The following is a 20,008-nucleotide window of genomic DNA, read 5'->3' on the forward strand; positions in this document are numbered from 1 at the left end:
AAAGGAGTAATATCACCATGATCAAACAACTTAACTTTCGCGGTGAAACGCTTATTAATGTTCCCGCTGATATGCACATACTACTCGAAATGGGTTTATCTAAAGCCGAAGCAGAGCAAGCCTTGAGCGCTTACCAAGCAGAAAAAGAGCTTGAGAAAATACGCGCTTATCGCGCGCCTTTATTGATTGAAGCGGATCACTTGGTCAATATTGCGTTGGATAAAGGCCTTGATATTAAGCCTGCACGCGACTATCGCCAAGCGCTTAGAGACATTACCGACAAGGGACAAGTGTTTGCTAACGTAAGGTGGCCGACAAAGCCAACCGATGTACAACCAGGGAGAATAACGAATCTTTTGGTGAAAGTCGGCGCAGTAAAACCGACGCAGTAAAATCAAGCGATACCAAGTAACACCTTGGTCGACATCCGCTTTTGATGTGACGGGGATAACCCCAAGCTATTTTCTCTATCTTCTCAATACTACCGCCGACGTTGGCCTAACGGCGGACATCAATCACAAGATATTGAGCGCTTTCTTATAGCAAGAGGGTTATCCCTGTCTATCCACACTACCTATTTTTACTAAAGTGAGAATGCTATGACACTAGCTGTCACCATCACAGAGCAAGGGTTAGCTGAGTGTGTGAACAAGAAAACCAAAGGAATTCATGCTGAGATCAAATGGATTTCTGTTGGTGACCGAGACTACACACCTAGCGCGACTCAAACTAGCCTGCGCAATGAAAAGCAGCGGGTTGAAATTTCAGAATACAGGGACACAGGAGAAGCATCACTACAATGTACCGCCAAGTTTTCCGGCGATAGCGAATTTGCCATTCGGGAAATCGGTATCTGGTTATCAAGCGGCACCTTGCTCGGGGTTATCTCAGAAAAAGACAAAACCCTCAACTATAAAGCCACCAATGCACACGTCATTATCCCATTTACCATGGACTTATCGGCGCTGCCGACCGATTCAGTCAAGGTCAATGTTGGGGTAGAGAATCTTAATATTCTCATTGATGAAGACTTCGCTGCGCTAAGCGCCAGTGTGGTCAATAATCAGGCTCAATCGTTAAAGCAAGAGCTGCGCATGGCTGAGTCAGAAAAACAGCGCGATGAGTTTGCTGGGCAAGTTAACCAAACGCTTGAAGTTCAAACCACCCATTTGCGCAGTCTCGATAGTCAGATAGAGCGCTTTCAAGGCCGTATCAATACCGAGCTTACTGCGCTAAGCACAAGCCTAGTGAGTGTCCAAACCAATGATATTCAGCAGCAGCTGGACTTGCTGGCAGCTAACAAAGAGTACAACCAGTTTACTCGTCAGATGCGTGAGCAGCTTGAGAGCCACTCGACAAAACTAGAATCCATCATCGCAGACTTGGACAGGTCTCGTGAACAATTAAGTAACGATTTTACCAGTTTGGCCGAAGGCCATGTCTCGACTCAGCTGAGTGTCATTAAGCAAGAGCTGCGACTCAACGCATTAGAAAGTCGCATTAAATAAACACAAATAAGGAATACCATGGCCAATACAAGCGAAATAGCCAACCTAATTACCGCGGTGACGAAGTTAACCGAAACTGTTAGAGATAAAATGGCGGATATCGACCAAACCGTAGACAGAGCGGTCGCCAAAATCCCTGCAATGTTTGAAGAAAAAAGAGTTACCGTCGATGTAAACATTGGCGATGACAGTAATCCCGATGGACCATTTAAAACCCTAAAGGCGGCTATTTATAGTGTTCCAGACGGAGGGAAGGTGAAAGTCAATTTGCCACAAACTAAAGAAGGGTTTATTTATGAGCTCGATAGCGCTATCAATATTGGCTCAAGAAAGGTGACTATTGTTGGTGGCTATTCCTCTATGGAGAGTGAAGGCTACAAACCTACAATCATTAAACCAATCAAAAAGTTGACTGAACAACACGAAAGGACTGAATTGAAAGGCTACTTTTATGGGCGCACAGGAGGAGAGTTGAGATTCCTTTACGTAAGAACCATGCTTCCGCGCCTATTCCCAAATACTGAACCAGGGCATTATTACTATGGAGCTTTTATTAGTGGTGCCATTACATTCAAACAGCACAATTACAACCTTAAGGACCCAGGCATTTTTGTTGAAAGTAATGGTTCAAGTGAAGCTCCAGTCCCTTTTCTACGCTCCAGTGCGCGTGAGACGAAAGGCGACATGTCAGTTGCCTTGTCCTATGTTCGTATTGAAACAACCGATCGAAAACCACTGTTTGATTTGCAATATGGTGGAGCTACCATGCGTTTTAGTATGCACAATTCAAAAGTGTTCGACTCGTCTGGCGCTAAGGTAGAAGCTCGAGAGTTATTTGGTGGGTTGCGATATGGTTTGCATGGCTATGCCACCAATTTATTAGCCAGCGATGTATTAACAAAAAAGAAAGGGTAGATCATGTTATTAACGTTTTTTTATCAAGGTGCGCATTATATCAACTACACAGTAGAGGATGCTCAGCAAGCAAACATCCCCGAGGCGGTGATCAACCAAGCGCAGCAAGAGGCAATATACGATAGTTTGGTGGCCGAGCGTCGCCAAGCTTATGCACTGGAATCTGATCCGATTTACACTGAATGGCAATATGATAAAACAGCCGAAAAAGAACAACAATGGCGCGATAAAGTCGCTGAAATTAAAGCCTGCTACCCATTGCCACCCAAAGCATAACCCACCGCCAATTCGGCGGTTTTTTTATGCCTAAATTAAGCCCAAATCATGCGGCTGTGCCCAACCGTGTCATTAAGCAGTGCCGCTAACCCATTTAATAAGGAATACCATGGCCAATACAAGTGAAATAGCCAACTTAATTACCGCGGTGACGGAGTTAACCCAAACTGTTAGAGATAAAATGGCGGATATCGACCAGCATGTAGATGTTGCGGAGAAGGATTTTCAATCGTTCAAGTCGCAATTGCAAAGTTTGATTCCAGCGATCAACCTATTGCCCGATCCCGGATTTCAGAATTCACCTGTGGGTCCAGGTGCGCCAAATCAATACTTGTTAGCAAACCTCTATGGGGGTGAATCAACAATTGAAGTGGTGGAGCTTACTGAACAAGATAAACAAGAAATTTCTCAAGTGCTGGGCAACCCTAATGCCTTCACTCCTAGAAATGCTAATGCATTTTGGCCAAGTAATGATTTGCCCAAGAAAGTGGTTATCAAACAAACAAGAAAAGGAACAACTAGGTCTTCTGTCCGCTTTCAATGTCGAGCTTCCAATGTGGCTTCTAAACCATTGTATGTGCCTTTAGTTGATATGGGAGGTTTTACAAAAAAGACAGGCCAGTCTTGGAAGTTTGGTGCTATTGACGGGCTGAAGTTCAGTGCCGGTGATATTGATGACGGCAAGATATTTTCTGCTGTTATGAATGATGAGACAACTTGGGAAATATTTCTGCCATTTTTAACCGTGAAATTTAACGCAATGGTATACACAAACATAGGAGGTAATCGATAATGTTACTTGTTGAAACCGAAACTGGAAAAATCAGCGGTGTTGGTGACTTTACTCTTGAAGAGCGACCAACTGGTTACCATTTGGTCGATGGCCCTTATTCTAAACATGGAAAGATTGTAGAGAATATTGCAGAGATATCAGATGAAATAGCAGAAATTGAGAGTCTAAATGTACTTAGCTTGCGTCAAAAGGCTTACTATCAAGAATCCGATCCTCTGTATCTAGAATGGCAATATGACAAAACAGCCGAAAAAGAACAACAATGGCGCGATAAGGTGACTGAAATTAAAGCCCGCTATCCATTGCCCCCCAAAGCATAACCCACCGCCAATTCGGCGGTTTTTTTATATCTAAATAATGCCCCTATCTGTGTTGGTAAAACCAATAGCCGATAGGGCGTTTTTCTATCTTTAATGAGGAAAGTAATGGCAAGTTCAGAGACGGGTCAGTTGATTCAGGCGGTGAATCGTTTGACCCAAACCGTTCAAGATAAAATCGCTGATATAGACAGAAAAGTGGATTCGGTAGCCAATGACATTCGTGCTAACACAGGGCTTACTCAAAAGCAGGTGTTTTATGTTGATGCCGAAGCGGGTGATGACTTGGCAACAGGCTCAGACCAGCGCCCTTTTAAAACCGTAAACAAAGCGCTCCGCTCTGCTCATTCAGGTGCCGTATGTACCATCCGATTGCAACGGAATCAAAGGCATGTGGTAACAGGTGATACTAGTGTTTTTGCTAATCATATTTACATTGTGCCTTGGACTAAAAACCAAGATACGCGTCATGAGTACCACTATGATACATCAACTCCAGTGTTAGATATGCAAGGCAAAGCCGTCTTATACGGCAGCATCACAATAGGCTCTTATCAGGAATCGATTATTGTCGAAGCCAGCGGTACAAGTAAGAATGATTCAGCTCGATTTACTTTCTATGCTGGAGGCGGCTTTACGCTTGCACGCAGTCGTGTAATTCTAAACTTTTCTGCGGATAACACCGTATTCTTGGGCGGACCATATAGCTACATAAGCCCCAACAAAGTTGCGCTGCGACAGGCTGATATTCAAATAAACAAAGGCTATCTTTCAAATCCTTGTCATCTAACGGCGAGCGAATCCACAGGCTTTGAATATGTAGAGGACCTTATCCTAAAAGCGAATAAAGATAATACTCTATCTGATGCTCGATTTAAGTCATAGGAGGCAGCATGGAAATCTCTTTTAATTACAATAACCAAAGTTATGTCAACTTTGACCCTAGCTCAGAGCTATTTGAATCGCTCGATATTCCGGCAGAAGAAAAAGCGCGCATTGTTTTGGAGGCGCAACAGCAAGCTGTGTTAGACAAAAGAAACGCCGCGTATCAAAAAGAAGTCTACCCCATGCTGCTTGATTTGCAATTTGAGCGAGATGCGCAAAAAGAGCAAGCGTGCCGAGAAAAAGTCGAACAGATTAATACTCGATACCCACTACCCCAAGAGCTATAACCAACCGCCAATTCGGCGGTTTTTTTATATCTAAATATCAACTTTGGCCCTGCACTTTTGCAGGGCTTTTTATATGGAGCAAATGTCAATGGCAAGCAAAAAAGCCTCAACCTCTCGCGCTAAGGGAGAAAACGATCCGCGTGATTACCGAATGCTGGTGGAAAAGCGCATTCTTCAACGCTGGCGCGAGCCCGGTGAGATCATCAGTTTGATGCCTTCTCAAGCTGAATATTACCTGATGAATAATGTCCTTGAATTAAACGAAGAGAGTAAATAATGGCAACGATAACCACACAAACTCATAACGGAATCTCTCTGGAAGTGAGTGAACCGCTAGGCCCTATGGGCGGCGTAGACAACCAGCTTGGTGGCTTTATTGGTACGACCAAACACAAGAGTGAAGATGTTGACTATGGCGAGCCAGTGAAAATTCGCACCCTTGCTGACTTAGCACTGATTGACACAAGAGAAAAGCCAGCCGGCGTTTTGTACAACAGCGTCAAGTATTTTCTAGAAGTGGCTCAGGTGCCATGTTACGTCATTATGTACGAAGAAAATGCTAACAAAGCAACCAACCTTAACAATGTGATTGGTGGGACTTCAAGTGCCGGCCGTTTAACGGGTATTCACGCCTTTAAAGCTTGCCCTGAAGCGCCAACCAATATTGCCGCACCAGGTTTTCACAGTATTGAAGTTGCTAATGCACTGGCTGGTGTTGCCAACCAAACCTACTGTGAAGCTTGGGTCGATGGCCCCAACGGTACCACAGAAGCGGCGAAGACATTTGCTGCATTGCTTGGAGAGACACACAAGCGTGTATGGTGTTGTGATGTTAATGGTGAGCGCTGGGATCATACTATTCCACCTTCTGTGATTGGTATGGCGGCGCGATGCAGTGTTAAACCTTCTCAAACACCAAATGGTGCTTCGACTCCTTTGGATGATATTTCACGTATTGTCGGATACCGCGTGAATGATCAAAACAGTGAAGGGGTTGAGTTGAATAAAACCGGAGTATCGGTGACGATTCGCGATCCAAATGGCGGCTTGATGTTCCTTGGCACTCGCACCGCTGATGGTAGTTTTGGCAATATCATCGGGATTGAAAACCAGTTGTGCCGCGAGCTCATTAAGTCGCACCGCGACACAATGAAATACAACCTAGACTTTGATTTCTTTAAACAGCGCATTGCTCAGTTAAGCAACTGGCTGTCCAGCCTACAAGCTGATGGCGAGATCATCGGCGCGCGATGCTATCTTCATGAAACTCGCAACAACTTGCAAAGATATAAAAACGGCGAATGGGTCTTGGTTATCGATTGGGGCGCTTATCGTCCGAATGAGCACTCCATTATTGAACTCAATCAAAACGATGAACTGCTTAAAGTCTACGTCGACGACGCAATTAAAACATTCGGTTAATAAAGGTTAAATATGTCTAATAGAGTTACTCACGCGAGAAAACTAACGCTGCCAGGCGGTATTAAAATCACTAACAACATGGAAGAGTTCACGCCACCCAAATACACCAAGGTGTATGCAGATGTGCCGGGATCCTTTATGGGCAAGAAAGTGTGTGTTGGCTACGAAGCCTCTGAGTGGTCAGTCACCATTAAAGGTGAAATGGCTGCGGTAGTAAAAAGCGCACTAAAAGATGCAGATAAAACTGTCATCATCTACAACGAAAATGGTGTCAATAAACATAAACGTTATGACGCTGAGCACGCAATGACAGGCGAAGTAGTGGTTGAATACGCCGCAAATAAGATGCGTGAGCAGCAAACGCTAACCCTAACGGGGCAAATCACTAAGCATTTGTGGAAAGAAAACGGTAGCACGCTTGCTGATGTTGATATTGACAATGGTCGATACATCATAGGCGGTAAGCAATTTAACGTTTAAACCATTTATTTACCTGACTAAAGGCCACCTAATCGGTGGCCTTTTTTATACCAGAAAAGAGACACGAGCATGAGCCAAACTCACTATCTAGAACGCACTTTCACGCTTTTGAAGCCCGTTGCAGATCACCGCCAAGTCACAGTAAAACCCATGAGTCGTCAATCGAGCATGGAGATAGAACCTAAGGGAGACACCTTTACTCAAGAAGAGAAAGAAGCCCTAGTGATGGCCTCTACCGGTTTGAATCAAGAAGAGCTTGATGCCTTATCAAGTCCAGATTGGCTGACATTGTATAGCGCATCGTACGATTTTTATCATCAAACAGGCTACCAATTGGCGGGTGAAAAACAAGCTGATACCGCTAAAGACGCGATCCTCTTTTTCAGTGGTGAGCGAAAAGTATCGTTAGAACTTCCTACGCTCAAACTATCAAAAATGGCAGATAAAATGAGTGATGATATCAAGCGTGCTTGCTTCATTTTGGCCAACCTGACTGACTTAGAAGAAGCAGAGATCATGAACTTACCCCTGCCTGATTATCGCAGCCTTGTTAGTGCAGCCTCCCATTTTTTAACCAAACCAGCGGCTTACTTTCAGTAAAAAGCGTTGAAACCATTTTAGATATTGTGCCCTTGGCGGGCTATTGCGCCACGGATGCACTTGAGTGGACAACGGAAATTGCCTTAAGGCGTTATGAGCTAGCTTTGGCTCATTTGGGGGTGAAGCGTGGATAAAAAAACACAACCTGGCATCACCATAAGCGCACAACAGGTGGTCGCTGGGTTCAAAACACTAGAGAGTGTGCAACAAGGGTTAATCACCACACTAGAGCAAACCCAGAAACAATTTAGTGCATTAAATGAAAAACTTAGGTTAACGAATGCAGGATTAAAAGACTCAGCCAAAGAGTCAGAGTTAACGAAGCCTAGATCGCAGTCAGGCCAAGACGTAGAAAGTCGCTGGGAAAAACAAAAGCAAGAGGCTTTAGAAGCTTTGCCAGGCGTGTCCGATAAGGCTATGGAAGTGATGATGACTGCTGCGAGTACTGCATTGTATTCGTCAATGAACAATGAGGCGTCCTATATCAATGTTGCCAATAATTTAGATTTTGGCGAACAAGGGCTTCTTAGTGAAGAGGCTAAAGAATTACGTCATGCTCTCAACGCTCTAGCGGTTGAAATGGCAGGGGCAAAGCATGGTGATGTATTAAACATTGCCGAGTTAGGCGCAAATGGAGGGATTGCCAAGCAAGACCTAGAAGTGTTTACCCGTGATACCATAATGACGGCACAAGCTTGGGGGATGACTAAAGAGGAGTCTGCTCAGAAAGGTATAGCGCTTCGTACGTCTATGGGGTATGAAGAGGGAGAGGTTGGCCAAAAGCAGTTTATGCAAATGGCAAACATGATCAATGAGGTGAACAAAAATAGCGGTATAGCAGAGAAAGATCTGATTGATGTCATGATCAAGGCTGCTCCTCGCTTGTCAAACTCAGGTTTTACAGAACAAGAAGCTCTGAGTCTCGCCAATTCACTTTTGCTAGCCGGCGCGAACAAAGACGATGCGGCAAGATCGGCAGAAGATATTGCATCAGCTCTTAACCTTGGCTCTTTGGCAAACGATGATCAAGTTGCTGCCTTTGAAAAGCTGGGCATGGATGCAACGTCAGTATCAACCGCAATGAAAACGGATGCGATGGGGACTCTTGTTAAAGTACTTGAGGGTATAAAAGGACTTAATAAACAAGATCAATTCGCTACGGTGAAGACTTTATTTGGCGCTAACTCTCCTAATGCCTCAGTATCTTACATTGAAAGTCTTTTGAACGATCCTACAAAGCTTATCGAGACTAAGAATCAAGCGGAGAATGCTAATCCTGATTCGGTAACCAAAGAGTACGCTGCAAGCGCAGATACCAAGCAAGCGGATATGGAGCGTTCGTTAGACGCTTTTAACAATTTATCCATTGTTGTCGGAGATAAAATATGGCCCGCATTTAGTGGAATATTAAACGCCATTACTGATGTAACCATAGCCACCACTCAGTGGATAGCCGAATCAGAAGGTGCGGCTTCTGCTATTTTAGGTTTTGGGGGAGCAATACTTGGTGGCCTCGCTGCGTATAAAGCATATCGAGGTGCTAAGTTTATTGGTACTCTTGCTGGTATTACCAAAGAAGCGCTGGGGATGAAAAAGCAGCCTAGTGCTATTGATGGGGCATCGAATGCGGCTTGCACACATTGTGATGATGTCGATGGCCGAGAAAAAGCCAACCGCAGTAGGCGTGTGAATCAGTCTGGAGATCAAGTTAGAACCAGAAGTAATCCCAAAACAAGACAGCCCCGCTCTCGTCCTCGAAATAAGCTCAAACCTCGTATCCTAAGTTTTGCTACTAGTGCTGCTTCTTTCCTTGCTGATAAAGCGAAGGGGGTGCCTAGTCTTATTTCCAATGGAGCTAAGAAGGTAGCCCAAACCACACATACAATTTGTGACAAGTTAAAAGATAAGCGTGTTTATCCGCTACCTAAAAAACTGTTGGCTTTTGGTCCTTTAAAAATGGGGCTAAGAGCTATTGATATTGGAACCAGCCTAGCTCAAGGCGATACGGCTTCAGCCGTTGAGAGTGGTGGTGGGTTATTGGGAGGTATGGGGGGAGCCGCTGCAGGAGCCGCTTTGGGAACTATGATACTGCCAGGGGTAGGTACTATAGTCGGTGCCACTATTGGCGGTATGTTGGGAGACTCCGCGGGTTCGGATATCGCATCTAGCTTGTTTGATTGGTTTTCGAAAGATGACTTACCCAACAAATCTGAAGAAATAAAAGCAGCGCAAATTCAAAAGGTAGAACAGGCGCAAAAGCCAAACGTGACTTTCTCTCCTGTGGTTCAGGTAACGGGTTCTGAACAACCCGAAAAAACGGCGGCTTTGACTATGGACGCAATACAACAAGCCTTAGCACAGTTTGCTCGCGAACATGGCCTAGATTCTGACAATCTTACTCAAGATTTTGAACATTCACTGGTGAACTAATGCAGCACTTAGCACTTAACGATCATGTGTTAAGCGTAGTGAAAGGCAATCCATTAGAAGAGCACTCGTATGACTCTTCTGCTGGATGGTCTGATTTTGACGCTATACACAGTCCACGACAAGACCCAACCGCTAACCCTTTGGATAACTGGACACTGAACCTGGTTGCTTTCACTGGCAATGGGGAGAGTGAAGCACAGGCTCTGCGAACTATGATGAAGTCGCATGAAATTATTACCGTTACCGATGGCAAAGGGCAAAAATGGGGCAGGTTTACTCTTCGCAATATCAAAACTAGCTACACACGCATTGTTGAAAAAGGCCAAGCCCAAATTGTCAAAATGACCCTGACGTTGAAGGAATATCGACAACAAGATGAAAACCCGAGCAAAACCGTACGAAACCGTTAATACCTTACTTTACCGGGTGTTTGGTGTGGATTGTGACGACCTTGAAGAAGAGTTTTACAGACTTAATCCTACTCAGAACACCCCTTTTTTAAGGGCTAACCAAGAAATAGAGCTTCCTTATCTCGAGGAGGACTTAGAGACTACAAGCGATGATATTATTGTATGGACGTAATTGATATCAAAGGTGACGGAGCGGCAAGTCTGATGCCGCTTCTGACCAACTGGTCGTTGTCGGACAGTGAAGGTATGCAGTCTGACCGGTTATCATTAACCTTTTCTGGCATGGAGTCACAAACTCTTATTCCTAAAAGTGGCACTGAATGGCGTGTATTTATCGATGGTGAGAAGAGGGGAGTTTACCAAATCTCTTCGATATCTGAGTATCTACATCCGGTCAAATTGGTTGTGCAATTGACCCCTGCCATTTTTTGTGTGGCGGACGAAAAAGGCTTTAAAGAGCCAAGGCGACGAACCTTTCCACCAGCAAGAATACAAGATGTGGTTAAAGCAGTGATGGAACCACATGGTTATGAGGTGAGAGTGAGTCCCAAGTTTGCGTACAAGCCAACCGAGCATCTCAATCAGAATGAGGAAACAGACTCAGCTTTTATTGCTCGTTTGGCAGCAAAGCACGACGCCATTGCTAAGCCTATTGATCGTATGTATGTGTTTGGTCAGCGCGGTAGCCTGAAAACCTTATCTGGTCATGAGCAGCCAGTGGTGACCATTACTCCGCAAGATGTACAACAAGGCAGTGCGAAATTAGCCCACCCCAGCTTTGTGCGCTTTAACGGCGTTAAAGCATATTGGCAAACACCGGATACCGGCCTGAGTGACACTCAAGTGATTGGTTCTAAGCCTTACTTTAGTATTAAAGACGTGTTTAAACACCCTGGTGAAGCTCAAGTGGCAGCAGAGGCTAAATTGGCGGAATTTAAGCGGAAAATACAAAAGTTTAGCGCTACTTTGCGCGGTCAGCCTGGCTTATTTGCAGAGTCAGTAATGATATTACAAGGCTTTCAATCTCCTCGTGCAAAAGGTCATTGGTCAATCGACAGCGTGATATTAACAGGCACCCGTACTTCTTACACTATTCAAGTTGAAGCGACTCGGCCCATATAATTATAAGGAGGTATTATGAAATACCCTCAATCATATTTAATTGCATTTAACAGAGTAATAGGCCACGAAGGTAAATATCAGAATTCGTATTACGACCGTGGAAATTGGACAAGCGGAACTGTGGGTAAAGGTATTCGCAAAGGCACTAAGTTTGGTATTTCGGCCATGAGTTACCCGAGCCTGAATATTAAGCAATTAACCATAGAGCAAGCTAAAGGTATTTATTATCGTGATTTTTGGTTGAAATTAGGCGGAGATAAAGTCCATAAAGCCGTTATGTATCAGCTTTTTGACGCCGCGATTCATCATGGCAGCTGGCGAGCCGTTCAGTTTCTGCAGCGTTCTGTAGGAACCAAAGATGATGGCCACTATGGCGTGAAAACCCATGCTGCGGTAAAAGCGGCAGACCATAATGACCTTCTTTTAAAGTTTTTAGCCGAACGTTTGGACTTTATGAAAGATGTTAAAACTTGGTCGTTGTTTTCACGCGGATGGTCACAACGTATTGCCGATAACCTGCGCCTCGCAGCGAGTGATAACTGAATGGTATCAAATAGTATTAGATTTTATCCATATATTTAATATGAAGTTATTTTAAGTATTATATTTGATAATGAACTTTGTCTTGTCTCTTATTTGTAATGACTTTACTTTCAATGAAGATGATATTAATTTTATTGGATATGAATTTAAATACCACTATCTTATAACGATAGTATGGCTGGTTTTTATGCTTGCAATTAATTGGTTTATTAAACCATAAGTAATGGCAAAATCACCGGTTTGGTTGATTGTGATACTAAAAAAAATTCTTCCAATTTAGGTTACGCGAGAACAATCTGGATAATAATCCAATGTGCTTCAAGTGGAGATGAAAATGCCATACCTGAAATTAATTATGGAAATGTTAAAAATTGCGCCTTATTTAGTTGATAGCTACCAAGATAAACGTAGAGAAAGAATAATAAAAAATAGCAATAAGCATATGGAGCGTATTAATGAAAACCCTATCGAAACTTTTAGTGATGACTTTGGCGCCGCTTCTGGTAGCGTGCAGCTCGATAACAGTATCCGACGTAAACTGCCCTCCGGCACCGATAAATCTTGAGTGGTATAAGGTTAACGATAATGGTGAGCAAGGGGTTTATTTACCTGAGCAAAGTTTTAAAGGCCTGCAACACTACATTGCTCAGCTAAAATTATGTAGTGCTTAAACATAACACTTGGCCCAACTGGTGTAGTGTTGGGCCTGAATTCCTGTTGCTTAAATTAGACAGCCTCAGCTTCATTTAAGTTTTGTAAGACCCTTTCAATTTTCCTTTCTATTTCGATGAACAAGCAGACGAGATGCGCTTGTTCCCAGTTTGTGGCAGCTTCACTTCCGCAAGCAGCCAAGCCTTTTGCGCTCTCCAGTAAATCCAAGTTTTCCTCATTATTCATACAGTCACTCCGATCATTGAGAAATACTTCCACTCTATTGTGGTAAGATTTATCCAACCAATGAACAGAGAGATTAGAATGAAAACTATTAGCTGTGGCATTTTAGTTTTTTTATAATACGTTTCTAATATAAGGTTAAATAAAGTCATGTTTTCCTAGCTTAGTTTTTATTATATTAAATTTCCATATCCCTTTTATTAACTAATTGGCATATAGTTAAATTTCATAATATCGGAAACGCATAACACGTAAATACCTTCAACTCTATGAATCTCTTTTTAGTTATATTAGGGATTGAACAATCACATCAAGGTAGGCGTATGTCGCATCATGACTTAATGCTGGTTATAAAAAGAAGGCGTGAACGAGACCATTTGACACAAATGGATATGGCAAAGGTGATAGGTGTTAGTCGGCGACATTATGTTCGATGTGAGTCAGGAAAAGCAGAATTGAAGCTGTCACAATTTGTCGATGCGATGAAGTTTTTAAACATCACCTATTTGGACTTAGCTTTAGACTTGCTTAATTTAAAACCAGTGATGGCATGCGATGTTGCGGCGGCAGCACGGACGCTCAGTGCTGCTGCCCGTAAGTCGTTAGTGGAATTTATGATGAAAAATCATCATGATAGGAAAAAGGTCAATTGATGATGCGGGCATTTTACTCATGGTGTTTTTTAAGTTTCGCTTGTGAGTTCTGCGTGGTTAATGTGTTGTTGGCATTCTCTTCCTAGCTGTTCGATAACTTGAAAACAGAGAGATAAAGTAGCGTGATCTATTTGGTTTGCTGCTTCTCCCGCTACAGTTGCAACGGCTGTGAGTTGCTGTACTTTTACGTCCGCACACTGAATGTGCTCGGTTGCATCAAAGTTCATTGTTACCTCGATAAAGAACAGGATAAGTACTGTATATTTAAACAGTATTCTTGTTTAATTTCCATATGTTTCTATAGAAATATTGATGATTATTAAAGATTTTTTGCTTGCAAAAAGTCGTTCTTACTATGCTGGAAGAAAAGCCAACTAAACGTTGATCGAATGCCAGTTTTAAGTTCTAAATCTCGGTACAAAATTTATTAAATGGTTGCGAAGATCTATTTTTTTAGTTTTCTTACAAGCTGAGATTGATGCTTTAAGAACTCAGCTTTGGGATATGCGTAAACTTGTGACGAAGATGTATGTTTCAGACATGTAGTCAAATTGCTGCACTGGTCAATATGTTTTATCGTGATAGTTAAACTTTTTAAATTCACAGCGTTAAGGACCACAGGATGACTATTCAAAGCTTTAACCCGCCAAGGCGTATTCTCATGGGGCCGGGGCCTTCAGATATTGCACCGCAGGTTTTGCAAGCTCTAAGCCGCCCAACCGTTGGCCATCTTGATCCACTTTTTATCCAAATGATGGATGAAGTGAAGCAACTTCTTCAATATGCTTTCCAAACTGACAATGATTTTACGATTGCAGTATCGGCACCAGGAAGTGCGGGTATGGAAGCCTGTTTTGTCAATCTGATTGAACCTGGCGACAAAGTGATAGTGTGCCGTAATGGTGTATTTGGTGAGCGGATGCGTGAAAACGTTATTCGCGCCGGAGGCATTGCCGTTGTTGTTGATGATAACTGGGGAGAGGCGGTCTGTTTGGATAAAGTGGAAAGCGCTCTCAAAGCACACCCTGATACTAAGATACTGGCTTTTGTTCATGCGGAAACCTCGACAGGCGCACGGAGTGATGCTGAGGCTCTTGGCAAATTAGCGAAACAACATGGTGCCTTGACCATTGTTGATGCTGTTACATCGCTTGCTGGGATACCTCTAAAAGTGGATGAATGGCAGTTAGATGCTGTGTATTCAGGAAGTCAGAAATGTTTATCTTGTGTTCCTGGGTTATCGCCGGTTACTTTTTCACCGCTTGCGATTGAGAAAATTCTAGCGAGGCGATCACCTGTACAAAGTTGGTTTTTAGACCAAAGTTTGGTGCTTGGGTATTGGAGTGGCAAGGGTAAGCGTAGCTATCATCATACCGCTCCAGTAAACAGTCTGTACGCTTTGCATGAGTCTTTAATTATGCTTAACAATGAGGGGCTGGAAAATGCATGGAAACGCCATCAAGAGGTACACAATAAACTTAAATTAGGCCTAGAAGATTTAGGCTTTGAATTTGTCGTAAAGGCCGATGTGCGTTTGCCGCAGCTTAACACGGTCTTTATTCCACAAGGCATTGATGACGCAAAAATTAGAGGGCATTTGTTGAACCATTACAACCTTGAAATAGGTGCAGGGTTAGGTTCATTTGCAGGAAAGGCTTGGCGAATTGGAATTATGGGCTATGGCGCGAGAAATGAGAATGTTTCTTTGTGTGTAAAAGCCCTAGAAGAAGTCATGGCGCAGTAAACACTCAGGCGGCATATCTGCCGCCCTGATTGAATCCCCTTATTGATGGCTATCAGGTTTTAGCGCATCAATGTTTGGCGCGATATAATGAACGTTGGAAAAATCACGTATTGGGAATAGGTATTGTGCTTCGCTACGTATTTGTTCAGCTCTTTCAGTGTCACCTAACCCTTGATAGGCAATGATCAGGTTGTTGTAAAAGGCTGGCCTTGGTTTATCTTTGATGATTTTTAACGACCAATCTATATAAGGCTGGATATACTTCGCTTCTTGTTGATAAAGGCCAATATTGAGGTAAGTGCTGTATATGTCCCAATCATATCTATCGCGCCATAGTATAGGATTTGATACTCGCTCAAGAAGTTGCGGATCTTTGTTCATTGACGTTTCAAATTGAGTGAGTATGTAGTTAGTATGCAAGGCGGTCAACATATAGACACTCACTGTAATAGGGATGATTAAACTCATCACTCTGAGCGAAGTTTTGGTGGCAAATGTAATCGAAGTACTTCGGTATGAACGAGCCCGTTGATCAACCCAAAAAAGTAAAATGACAAATGTTATCCAGTGGATTGCTGAGTGGTAAAAGGGGTATTCGAGTTGGCTATGTAATACGATAGGAACAAACAAAGCAAACATAGCAAGGCGAGTCCCTTGTTTGGCATTGTAGATCCTTACCAACACTATTGTAGAAGCGATGATTATCGCCAAAATCGCTAACAGTCCACCTTCAACGCCCCAAAAAAGTAATTCATTGTGGGGGTGATTCAAGGAAGGAAAACCAGGGTTGTAATTGGCATTCAACTGATGCTGGCGTGCCGTGTAAATCATGTATTCTGGTTCAAATCGCCCGTAGCCATAGCCAGTAAAGGGCTTTTCAATCAACATGTCTAGAGCCTGTGGAAAAATAAGCTCTCTAGCTTTATCTGTCACCCGTACTTTCTCGTCGATGATCTCAGATTCACCGGTTACGCTGATAATACCAACGCCAATAACCAAGCCGGTTAATATAGATAGAATCCAGCCCCAAAACCGTTTGGAGGTTGCAAATCGATACAAGTAGGGAAGTAAGCAAATTGTTGAAATAAAAGTACTTAACCAGCCAGTTCGAGAAGCAAGAAATAATAATAATGGGACAGTAATTGTTGGCATCAAATAAAGAAGTACTACTTCGCTGAGCCGGTTATGGTATTTTTTCGGATGTTTAGTCAGTAGGTATCCTGACAGAGTGAGACCAGTGGCAAGAAAGCTTGCCATGACATTAGGTTGCTGAAAAATGCCATAGGGACGATTTTGCAGGGTATTATAGCCAAACGCATTATTGGGTTCTAGAACAAGGTATTGAACCCAGCCAAATATGGCCTGAATGAAAACCGCGATGATGATAAACCATAGCAGGCGTTGTTTTTGTTTATTGCTAAAGCGAAATTGCTGAAGGATAAAAAATATTGCCATGCCAGACCACAGTCCAACAAGTCGACCTAGTGAAAGAGAAATATCTGACTTTGGATAGAATACAGGTACGGTTAATAATACACAGCAAACAAATAGACCGAGCGTTAGCTTGTTGTATCTTATAAACCCTTGAGTGCCTATTTGATAAAGCCCTAGAGCCAAAGATATACTAACAGCAATCCATGTTGTACTGTTGAACGACAATTCTAATCCAGAGCCACCAGGGTTCGGCATAAAGATATGCATACTGAGTAGGAAAATGATCGCAACAGAGGCAAGAAAAGGTTTGGTCATCGGCAGCTTGGGCTTCTGGGGCTCTAAACTGGTTCCAGTGAGATGAATACTTGCCATTGCTTATCATGTCCTCAAAAGATAACAGACCCAAGATGGTCTGTTATGCATAGGTTTTTGTTTATTTTAACATAGGCCTTAGAAATCTTGCTGTATGAGAGCCAGTTATTTTTGCGACTTCTTCTGGCGTACCTTGAGCGATAATTTCTCCCCCTCCTTGCCCCCCTTCGGGGCCTAAATCGATTATCCAGTCGGAGGTTTTGATGACATCAAGGTTATGTTCAATCACAACGACCGTGTTGCCATGATCTCTTAAACGATGGAGTACGGTGAGTAACTGTTGAATATCGTGGAAATGCAAACCTGTCGTTGGCTCATCGAGAATATACAATGTTTTCCCTGTGTCTCTTTTAGAGAGTTCTCGAGCTAGCTTGACTCGCTGAGCTTCTCCCCCTGATAACGTTGTAGCCGCTTGACCAAGGCGGATATATGCAAGTCCTACATCAATGAGAGTTTGTAACTTTCGGGCAATGACAGGTACAGGATCAAAAAACTCACGTGCATCTTCGACTGTCATTGATAGCACCTGATCAATGGTTTTACCTTTATAGTGGACTTCAAGAGTCTCTCGATTGTAGCGTTTTCCTTTGCACACATCGCAAGGTACGTAAACATCAGGTAGAAAATGCATCTCAACTTTAATAACGCCATCCCCCTGACAAGCCTCACACCTTCCTCCGCGAACATTGAAGCTAAAACGCCCAGGCTTATAGCCGCGCGAACGAGACTCTTGAGTGCCAGAAAATAACTCTCGAATTGGAGTAAAAATGCCCGTATAAGTCGCTGGATTTGAACGAGGAGTACGGCCTATTGGACTTTGGTCAATATCAATTACCTTATCAAAATGCTCTAAACCCGTGATTTTTTTATAAGGAGCTGGTGTAGCCGTTGTGGCTCCATTGAGTTGGGTGTGAGCGATTTTGAAGAAGGTATCGTTGACAAGCGTTGACTTTCCTGAACCCGAGACGCCTGTAATGCAGCTAAATAAACCGACAGGGATCTCTAGTGTGACATTTTTTAGATTATTTCCCGAAGCTCCGCTAAGGGTTACCACTTTATCGTTATCTTTTGCTGTACGTTGAGTAGGGATAGCAATTTCTTTTTTACCACTTAGGTATTGCCCTGTCAGTGATTTTGGCGTTGCTATGATTTCTGCCACCGTTCCTTCGGCAACAATCTCACCACCATGAACTCCCGCACCAGGACCGATATCAATGACATGATCAGCCATTTTTATGGCATCTTCGTCATGTTCGACCACAAGTACTGTATTCCCTAAATCGCGTAGGTGAGTGAGTGTTTTTAATAGCCGTTCGTTATCACGTTGATGGAGTCCAATTGAAGGCTCATCTAACACATACATTACGCCAACCAACCCAGCTCCAATTTGGCTGGCCAGTCGAATACGTTGAGCTTCTCCTCCTGATAGTGTTTCAGCGCTTCGAGAAAGAGTGAGATAATTGAGCCCTACGTTCACCAAAAATTGCAGACGATCATTGATTTCTTTCATGACCTTTTCAGCGATTTGAGCACGTTGCCCGGCTAACTGGATTGATTCGAAGAATGTAAGTGCATCAGCGATGCTGAGTTCTACAATCTCTGGCAGGCTAGTATCACAGATAAAGACATTTCGAGCTTCAAGTCTGAGTCGACTGCCATTACAACTGCTACACGCCCTAGTGGAAATATATTTAGCAAGGTCTTCCCGAACTGAATTAGATTCAGTATCACGATATCGACGTTCCAAATTATTTAAAATACCCTCAAAAGGATGACGTTTGACTCTAATGTCACCTCTGTCATTGATGTATTTGAATTCTATTTCGACTCTTCCTGAGCCTTTCAGGATCACATTCTGAATTTTACTTGGTAGAGACTTAAACGGGCTGCATAAATCAAATTTAAAATGCTCAGATAATGAAGAGAGCATTTGAAAATAATAATAGTTTTTTTTGTCCCAGCCTCGTATTGCGCCGTCGGCAAGGCTGAGATTGTCATCGATGATCACTCTTTGAGGATCGAAGTATTGTTGTACACCTAAACCATCGCAAGTATGGCAAGCACCTGCTGGGTTATTGAATGAAAATAGTCTGGGCTCAAGTTCTTGCATGCTGTATCCACAATGTGGACAAGCAAAATTAGCTGAGAATATTATCTCATCGTCATTCCCAGCCATACTGGTAACAACGGCTATCCCTCCTGATAATTCAAGTGTTGTTTCGAAAGATTCTGCCAGTCTTTGCTGGAGATCTTTGCGCACTTTGAAACGATCAACGACAACTTCAATGGTGTGCTTTTTATGGAGTTCTAATGTTGGTGGATCGGATAAATCACAAATCTCACCGTCAATTCTAGCGCGAATAAACCCTTGCGCAGCCAAGTTTTCAAGTGTTTTAACATGCTCACCTTTGCGCTCTTTAATGATTGGTGCAAGTAGCATCATTTTTGAGCCTTCAGGCAGTTCCAGTACTTTATCCACCATTTGTGATACGGTTTGAGCGGCCAAAGGAACTTTATGTTCAGGGCAACGAGGCTCACCGACACGAGCATAAAGTAGGCGCAGGTAGTCGTAGACTTCAGTGATTGTGCCGACTGTCGAACGTGGGTTATGAGAAGTGGATTTTTGTTCGATAGAGATAGCAGGAGATAAACCTTCGATATGATCGACGTCTGGTTTTTCCATTAGTGACAAAAACTGTCGAGCGTAGGCGGAGAGAGATTCTACATACCGGCGTTGGCCTTCAGCATAAAGAGTGTCAAACGCTAATGATGATTTACCTGAGCCGGATAACCCAGTAATAACGATTAGTTTGTCACGTGGAATTGTGAGGTTAACATTTTTTAAATTGTGGGTGCGTGCGCCGCGAACGTCGATCTTATCCATTACTATCACTCAATGTAAAAATAAGTGGCCTAAGTATTA

The 20,008-nt window shown here is 43.1% G+C and carries 23 protein-coding genes; 19 read left to right on the top strand and 4 right to left on the bottom strand.

Annotated features, from left to right (window positions below; genetic code table 11):
• Positions 1-17: 17 nt before the first annotated feature.
• The 17 genes from QQK21_RS00315 to QQK21_RS00395 all read left to right on the top strand — a co-directional run bounded on the left by QQK21_RS00315 (position 18) and on the right by QQK21_RS00395 (position 12,553).
• Positions 18-392, top strand: coding sequence for a phage tail assembly chaperone (locus QQK21_RS00315; protein WP_284190217.1), 375 nt, complete (start codon positions 18-20; stop codon positions 390-392).
• A 207-nt stretch (positions 393-599) separates the two neighbouring features.
• A complete protein-coding gene (locus QQK21_RS00320; protein ID WP_284190218.1) occupies positions 600-1,508 on the top strand; it encodes a phage tail-collar fiber domain-containing protein in 909 nt (302 codons plus the stop codon).
• A gap of 18 nt (positions 1,509-1,526) precedes the next feature.
• The gene (locus QQK21_RS00325; RefSeq protein ID WP_284190219.1) at positions 1,527-2,423 is read left to right on the top strand and encodes a hypothetical protein; all 897 of its coding nucleotides are present in this window, start codon (positions 1,527-1,529) and stop codon (positions 2,421-2,423) included.
• Between the two features lie 3 nt (positions 2,424-2,426).
• Positions 2,427-2,699 carry a hypothetical protein gene (locus QQK21_RS00330; RefSeq protein WP_284190220.1) on the top strand — a complete coding sequence of 91 codons (273 nt, stop codon included), beginning with the start codon at positions 2,427-2,429 and terminating at the stop codon, positions 2,697-2,699.
• A 109-nt stretch (positions 2,700-2,808) separates the two neighbouring features.
• Positions 2,809-3,492, top strand: a complete 684-nt coding sequence (locus QQK21_RS00335) for a hypothetical protein (protein WP_284190221.1) — start codon at positions 2,809-2,811, stop codon at positions 3,490-3,492.
• Positions 3,492-3,812, top strand: coding sequence for a hypothetical protein (locus tag QQK21_RS00340; protein ID WP_284190222.1), 321 nt, complete (start codon positions 3,492-3,494; stop codon positions 3,810-3,812). The genes QQK21_RS00335 and QQK21_RS00340 overlap by 1 nt, the downstream gene beginning before the upstream one ends.
• A gap of 105 nt (positions 3,813-3,917) precedes the next feature.
• Positions 3,918-4,694: a hypothetical protein gene (locus QQK21_RS00345; RefSeq protein ID WP_284190223.1), complete on the top strand. Its 777-nt coding sequence runs from the start codon at positions 3,918-3,920 to the stop codon at positions 4,692-4,694.
• 8 nt (positions 4,695-4,702) lie between these two features.
• Complete coding sequence (locus QQK21_RS00350) at positions 4,703-4,981, top strand: hypothetical protein (RefSeq protein WP_284190224.1); 279 nt, start codon at positions 4,703-4,705, stop codon at positions 4,979-4,981.
• An 88-nt stretch (positions 4,982-5,069) separates the two neighbouring features.
• Positions 5,070-5,258: a hypothetical protein gene (locus QQK21_RS00355; protein ID WP_284190225.1), complete on the top strand. Its 189-nt coding sequence runs from the start codon at positions 5,070-5,072 to the stop codon at positions 5,256-5,258.
• A complete protein-coding gene (locus QQK21_RS00360; protein WP_284190226.1) occupies positions 5,258-6,403 on the top strand; it encodes a phage tail sheath protein in 1,146 nt (381 codons plus the stop codon). The genes QQK21_RS00355 and QQK21_RS00360 overlap by 1 nt, the downstream gene beginning before the upstream one ends.
• 12 nt (positions 6,404-6,415) lie before the next feature.
• Complete coding sequence (locus QQK21_RS00365; protein WP_284190227.1) at positions 6,416-6,883, top strand: phage major tail tube protein; 468 nt, start codon at positions 6,416-6,418, stop codon at positions 6,881-6,883.
• 69 nt (positions 6,884-6,952) lie between these two features.
• Positions 6,953-7,483: a hypothetical protein gene (locus tag QQK21_RS00370; protein WP_284190228.1), complete on the top strand. Its 531-nt coding sequence runs from the start codon at positions 6,953-6,955 to the stop codon at positions 7,481-7,483.
• Between the two features lie 126 nt (positions 7,484-7,609).
• Positions 7,610-9,913, top strand: coding sequence for a phage tail tape measure protein (locus tag QQK21_RS00375; protein WP_284190229.1), 2,304 nt, complete (start codon positions 7,610-7,612; stop codon positions 9,911-9,913).
• Positions 9,913-10,323, top strand: a complete 411-nt coding sequence (locus tag QQK21_RS00380; protein ID WP_284190230.1) for a phage tail protein — start codon at positions 9,913-9,915, stop codon at positions 10,321-10,323. The genes QQK21_RS00375 and QQK21_RS00380 overlap by 1 nt, the downstream gene beginning before the upstream one ends.
• Positions 10,324-10,485: 162 nt before the next feature.
• Positions 10,486-11,445, top strand: a complete 960-nt coding sequence (locus QQK21_RS00385; protein WP_284190231.1) for a contractile injection system protein, VgrG/Pvc8 family — start codon at positions 10,486-10,488, stop codon at positions 11,443-11,445.
• Positions 11,446-11,460: 15 nt separating this feature from the next.
• Positions 11,461-11,988, top strand: coding sequence for a glycoside hydrolase family 108 protein (locus QQK21_RS00390; RefSeq protein ID WP_284190232.1), 528 nt, complete (start codon positions 11,461-11,463; stop codon positions 11,986-11,988).
• 334 nt (positions 11,989-12,322) lie between these two features.
• Positions 12,323-12,553 carry a hypothetical protein gene (locus QQK21_RS00395; RefSeq protein ID WP_284190233.1) on the top strand — a complete coding sequence of 77 codons (231 nt, stop codon included), beginning with the start codon at positions 12,323-12,325 and terminating at the stop codon, positions 12,551-12,553.
• A gap of 161 nt (positions 12,554-12,714) precedes the next feature.
• On the opposite strand, the gene QQK21_RS00400 is transcribed toward QQK21_RS00395, so the two are convergent.
• Positions 12,715-12,885: a hypothetical protein gene (locus QQK21_RS00400; RefSeq protein ID WP_284190234.1), complete on the bottom strand. Its 171-nt coding sequence runs from the start codon at positions 12,883-12,885 to the stop codon at positions 12,715-12,717.
• Between the two features lie 320 nt (positions 12,886-13,205).
• Between QQK21_RS00400 and QQK21_RS00405 the strand changes: the two genes are divergently transcribed.
• Positions 13,206-13,535, top strand: coding sequence for a helix-turn-helix domain-containing protein (locus QQK21_RS00405; protein ID WP_284190235.1), 330 nt, complete (start codon positions 13,206-13,208; stop codon positions 13,533-13,535).
• 29 nt (positions 13,536-13,564) lie between these two features.
• Here the strand turns inward: QQK21_RS00405 and QQK21_RS00410 are convergent, their stop codons facing one another.
• Positions 13,565-13,762, bottom strand: coding sequence for a hypothetical protein (locus QQK21_RS00410; protein WP_284190236.1), 198 nt, complete (start codon positions 13,760-13,762; stop codon positions 13,565-13,567).
• A 395-nt stretch (positions 13,763-14,157) separates the two neighbouring features.
• Here QQK21_RS00410 and QQK21_RS00415 point away from each other — a divergent pair, with 395 nt between their 5' ends.
• Entirely contained in the window at positions 14,158-15,279 is a 1,122-nt protein-coding gene (locus QQK21_RS00415) for a pyridoxal-phosphate-dependent aminotransferase family protein (RefSeq protein ID WP_284190237.1), read from the top strand.
• Positions 15,280-15,318: 39 nt separating this feature from the next.
• On the opposite strand, the gene QQK21_RS00420 is transcribed toward QQK21_RS00415, so the two are convergent.
• Positions 15,319-17,085, bottom strand: coding sequence for a PglL family O-oligosaccharyltransferase (locus QQK21_RS00420; RefSeq protein WP_284190238.1), 1,767 nt, complete (start codon positions 17,083-17,085; stop codon positions 15,319-15,321).
• 61 nt (positions 17,086-17,146) lie between these two features.
• Positions 17,147-19,969 carry an excinuclease ABC subunit UvrA gene (uvrA, locus tag QQK21_RS00425; protein WP_284190239.1) on the bottom strand — a complete coding sequence of 941 codons (2,823 nt, stop codon included), beginning with the start codon at positions 19,967-19,969 and terminating at the stop codon, positions 17,147-17,149.
• Positions 19,970-20,008: the final 39 nt, after the last annotated feature.

This window comes from Vibrio zhanjiangensis, from assembly GCF_030161235.1.
Taxonomy (GTDB): Bacteria; Pseudomonadota; Gammaproteobacteria; order Enterobacterales; family Vibrionaceae; genus Vibrio; species Vibrio zhanjiangensis.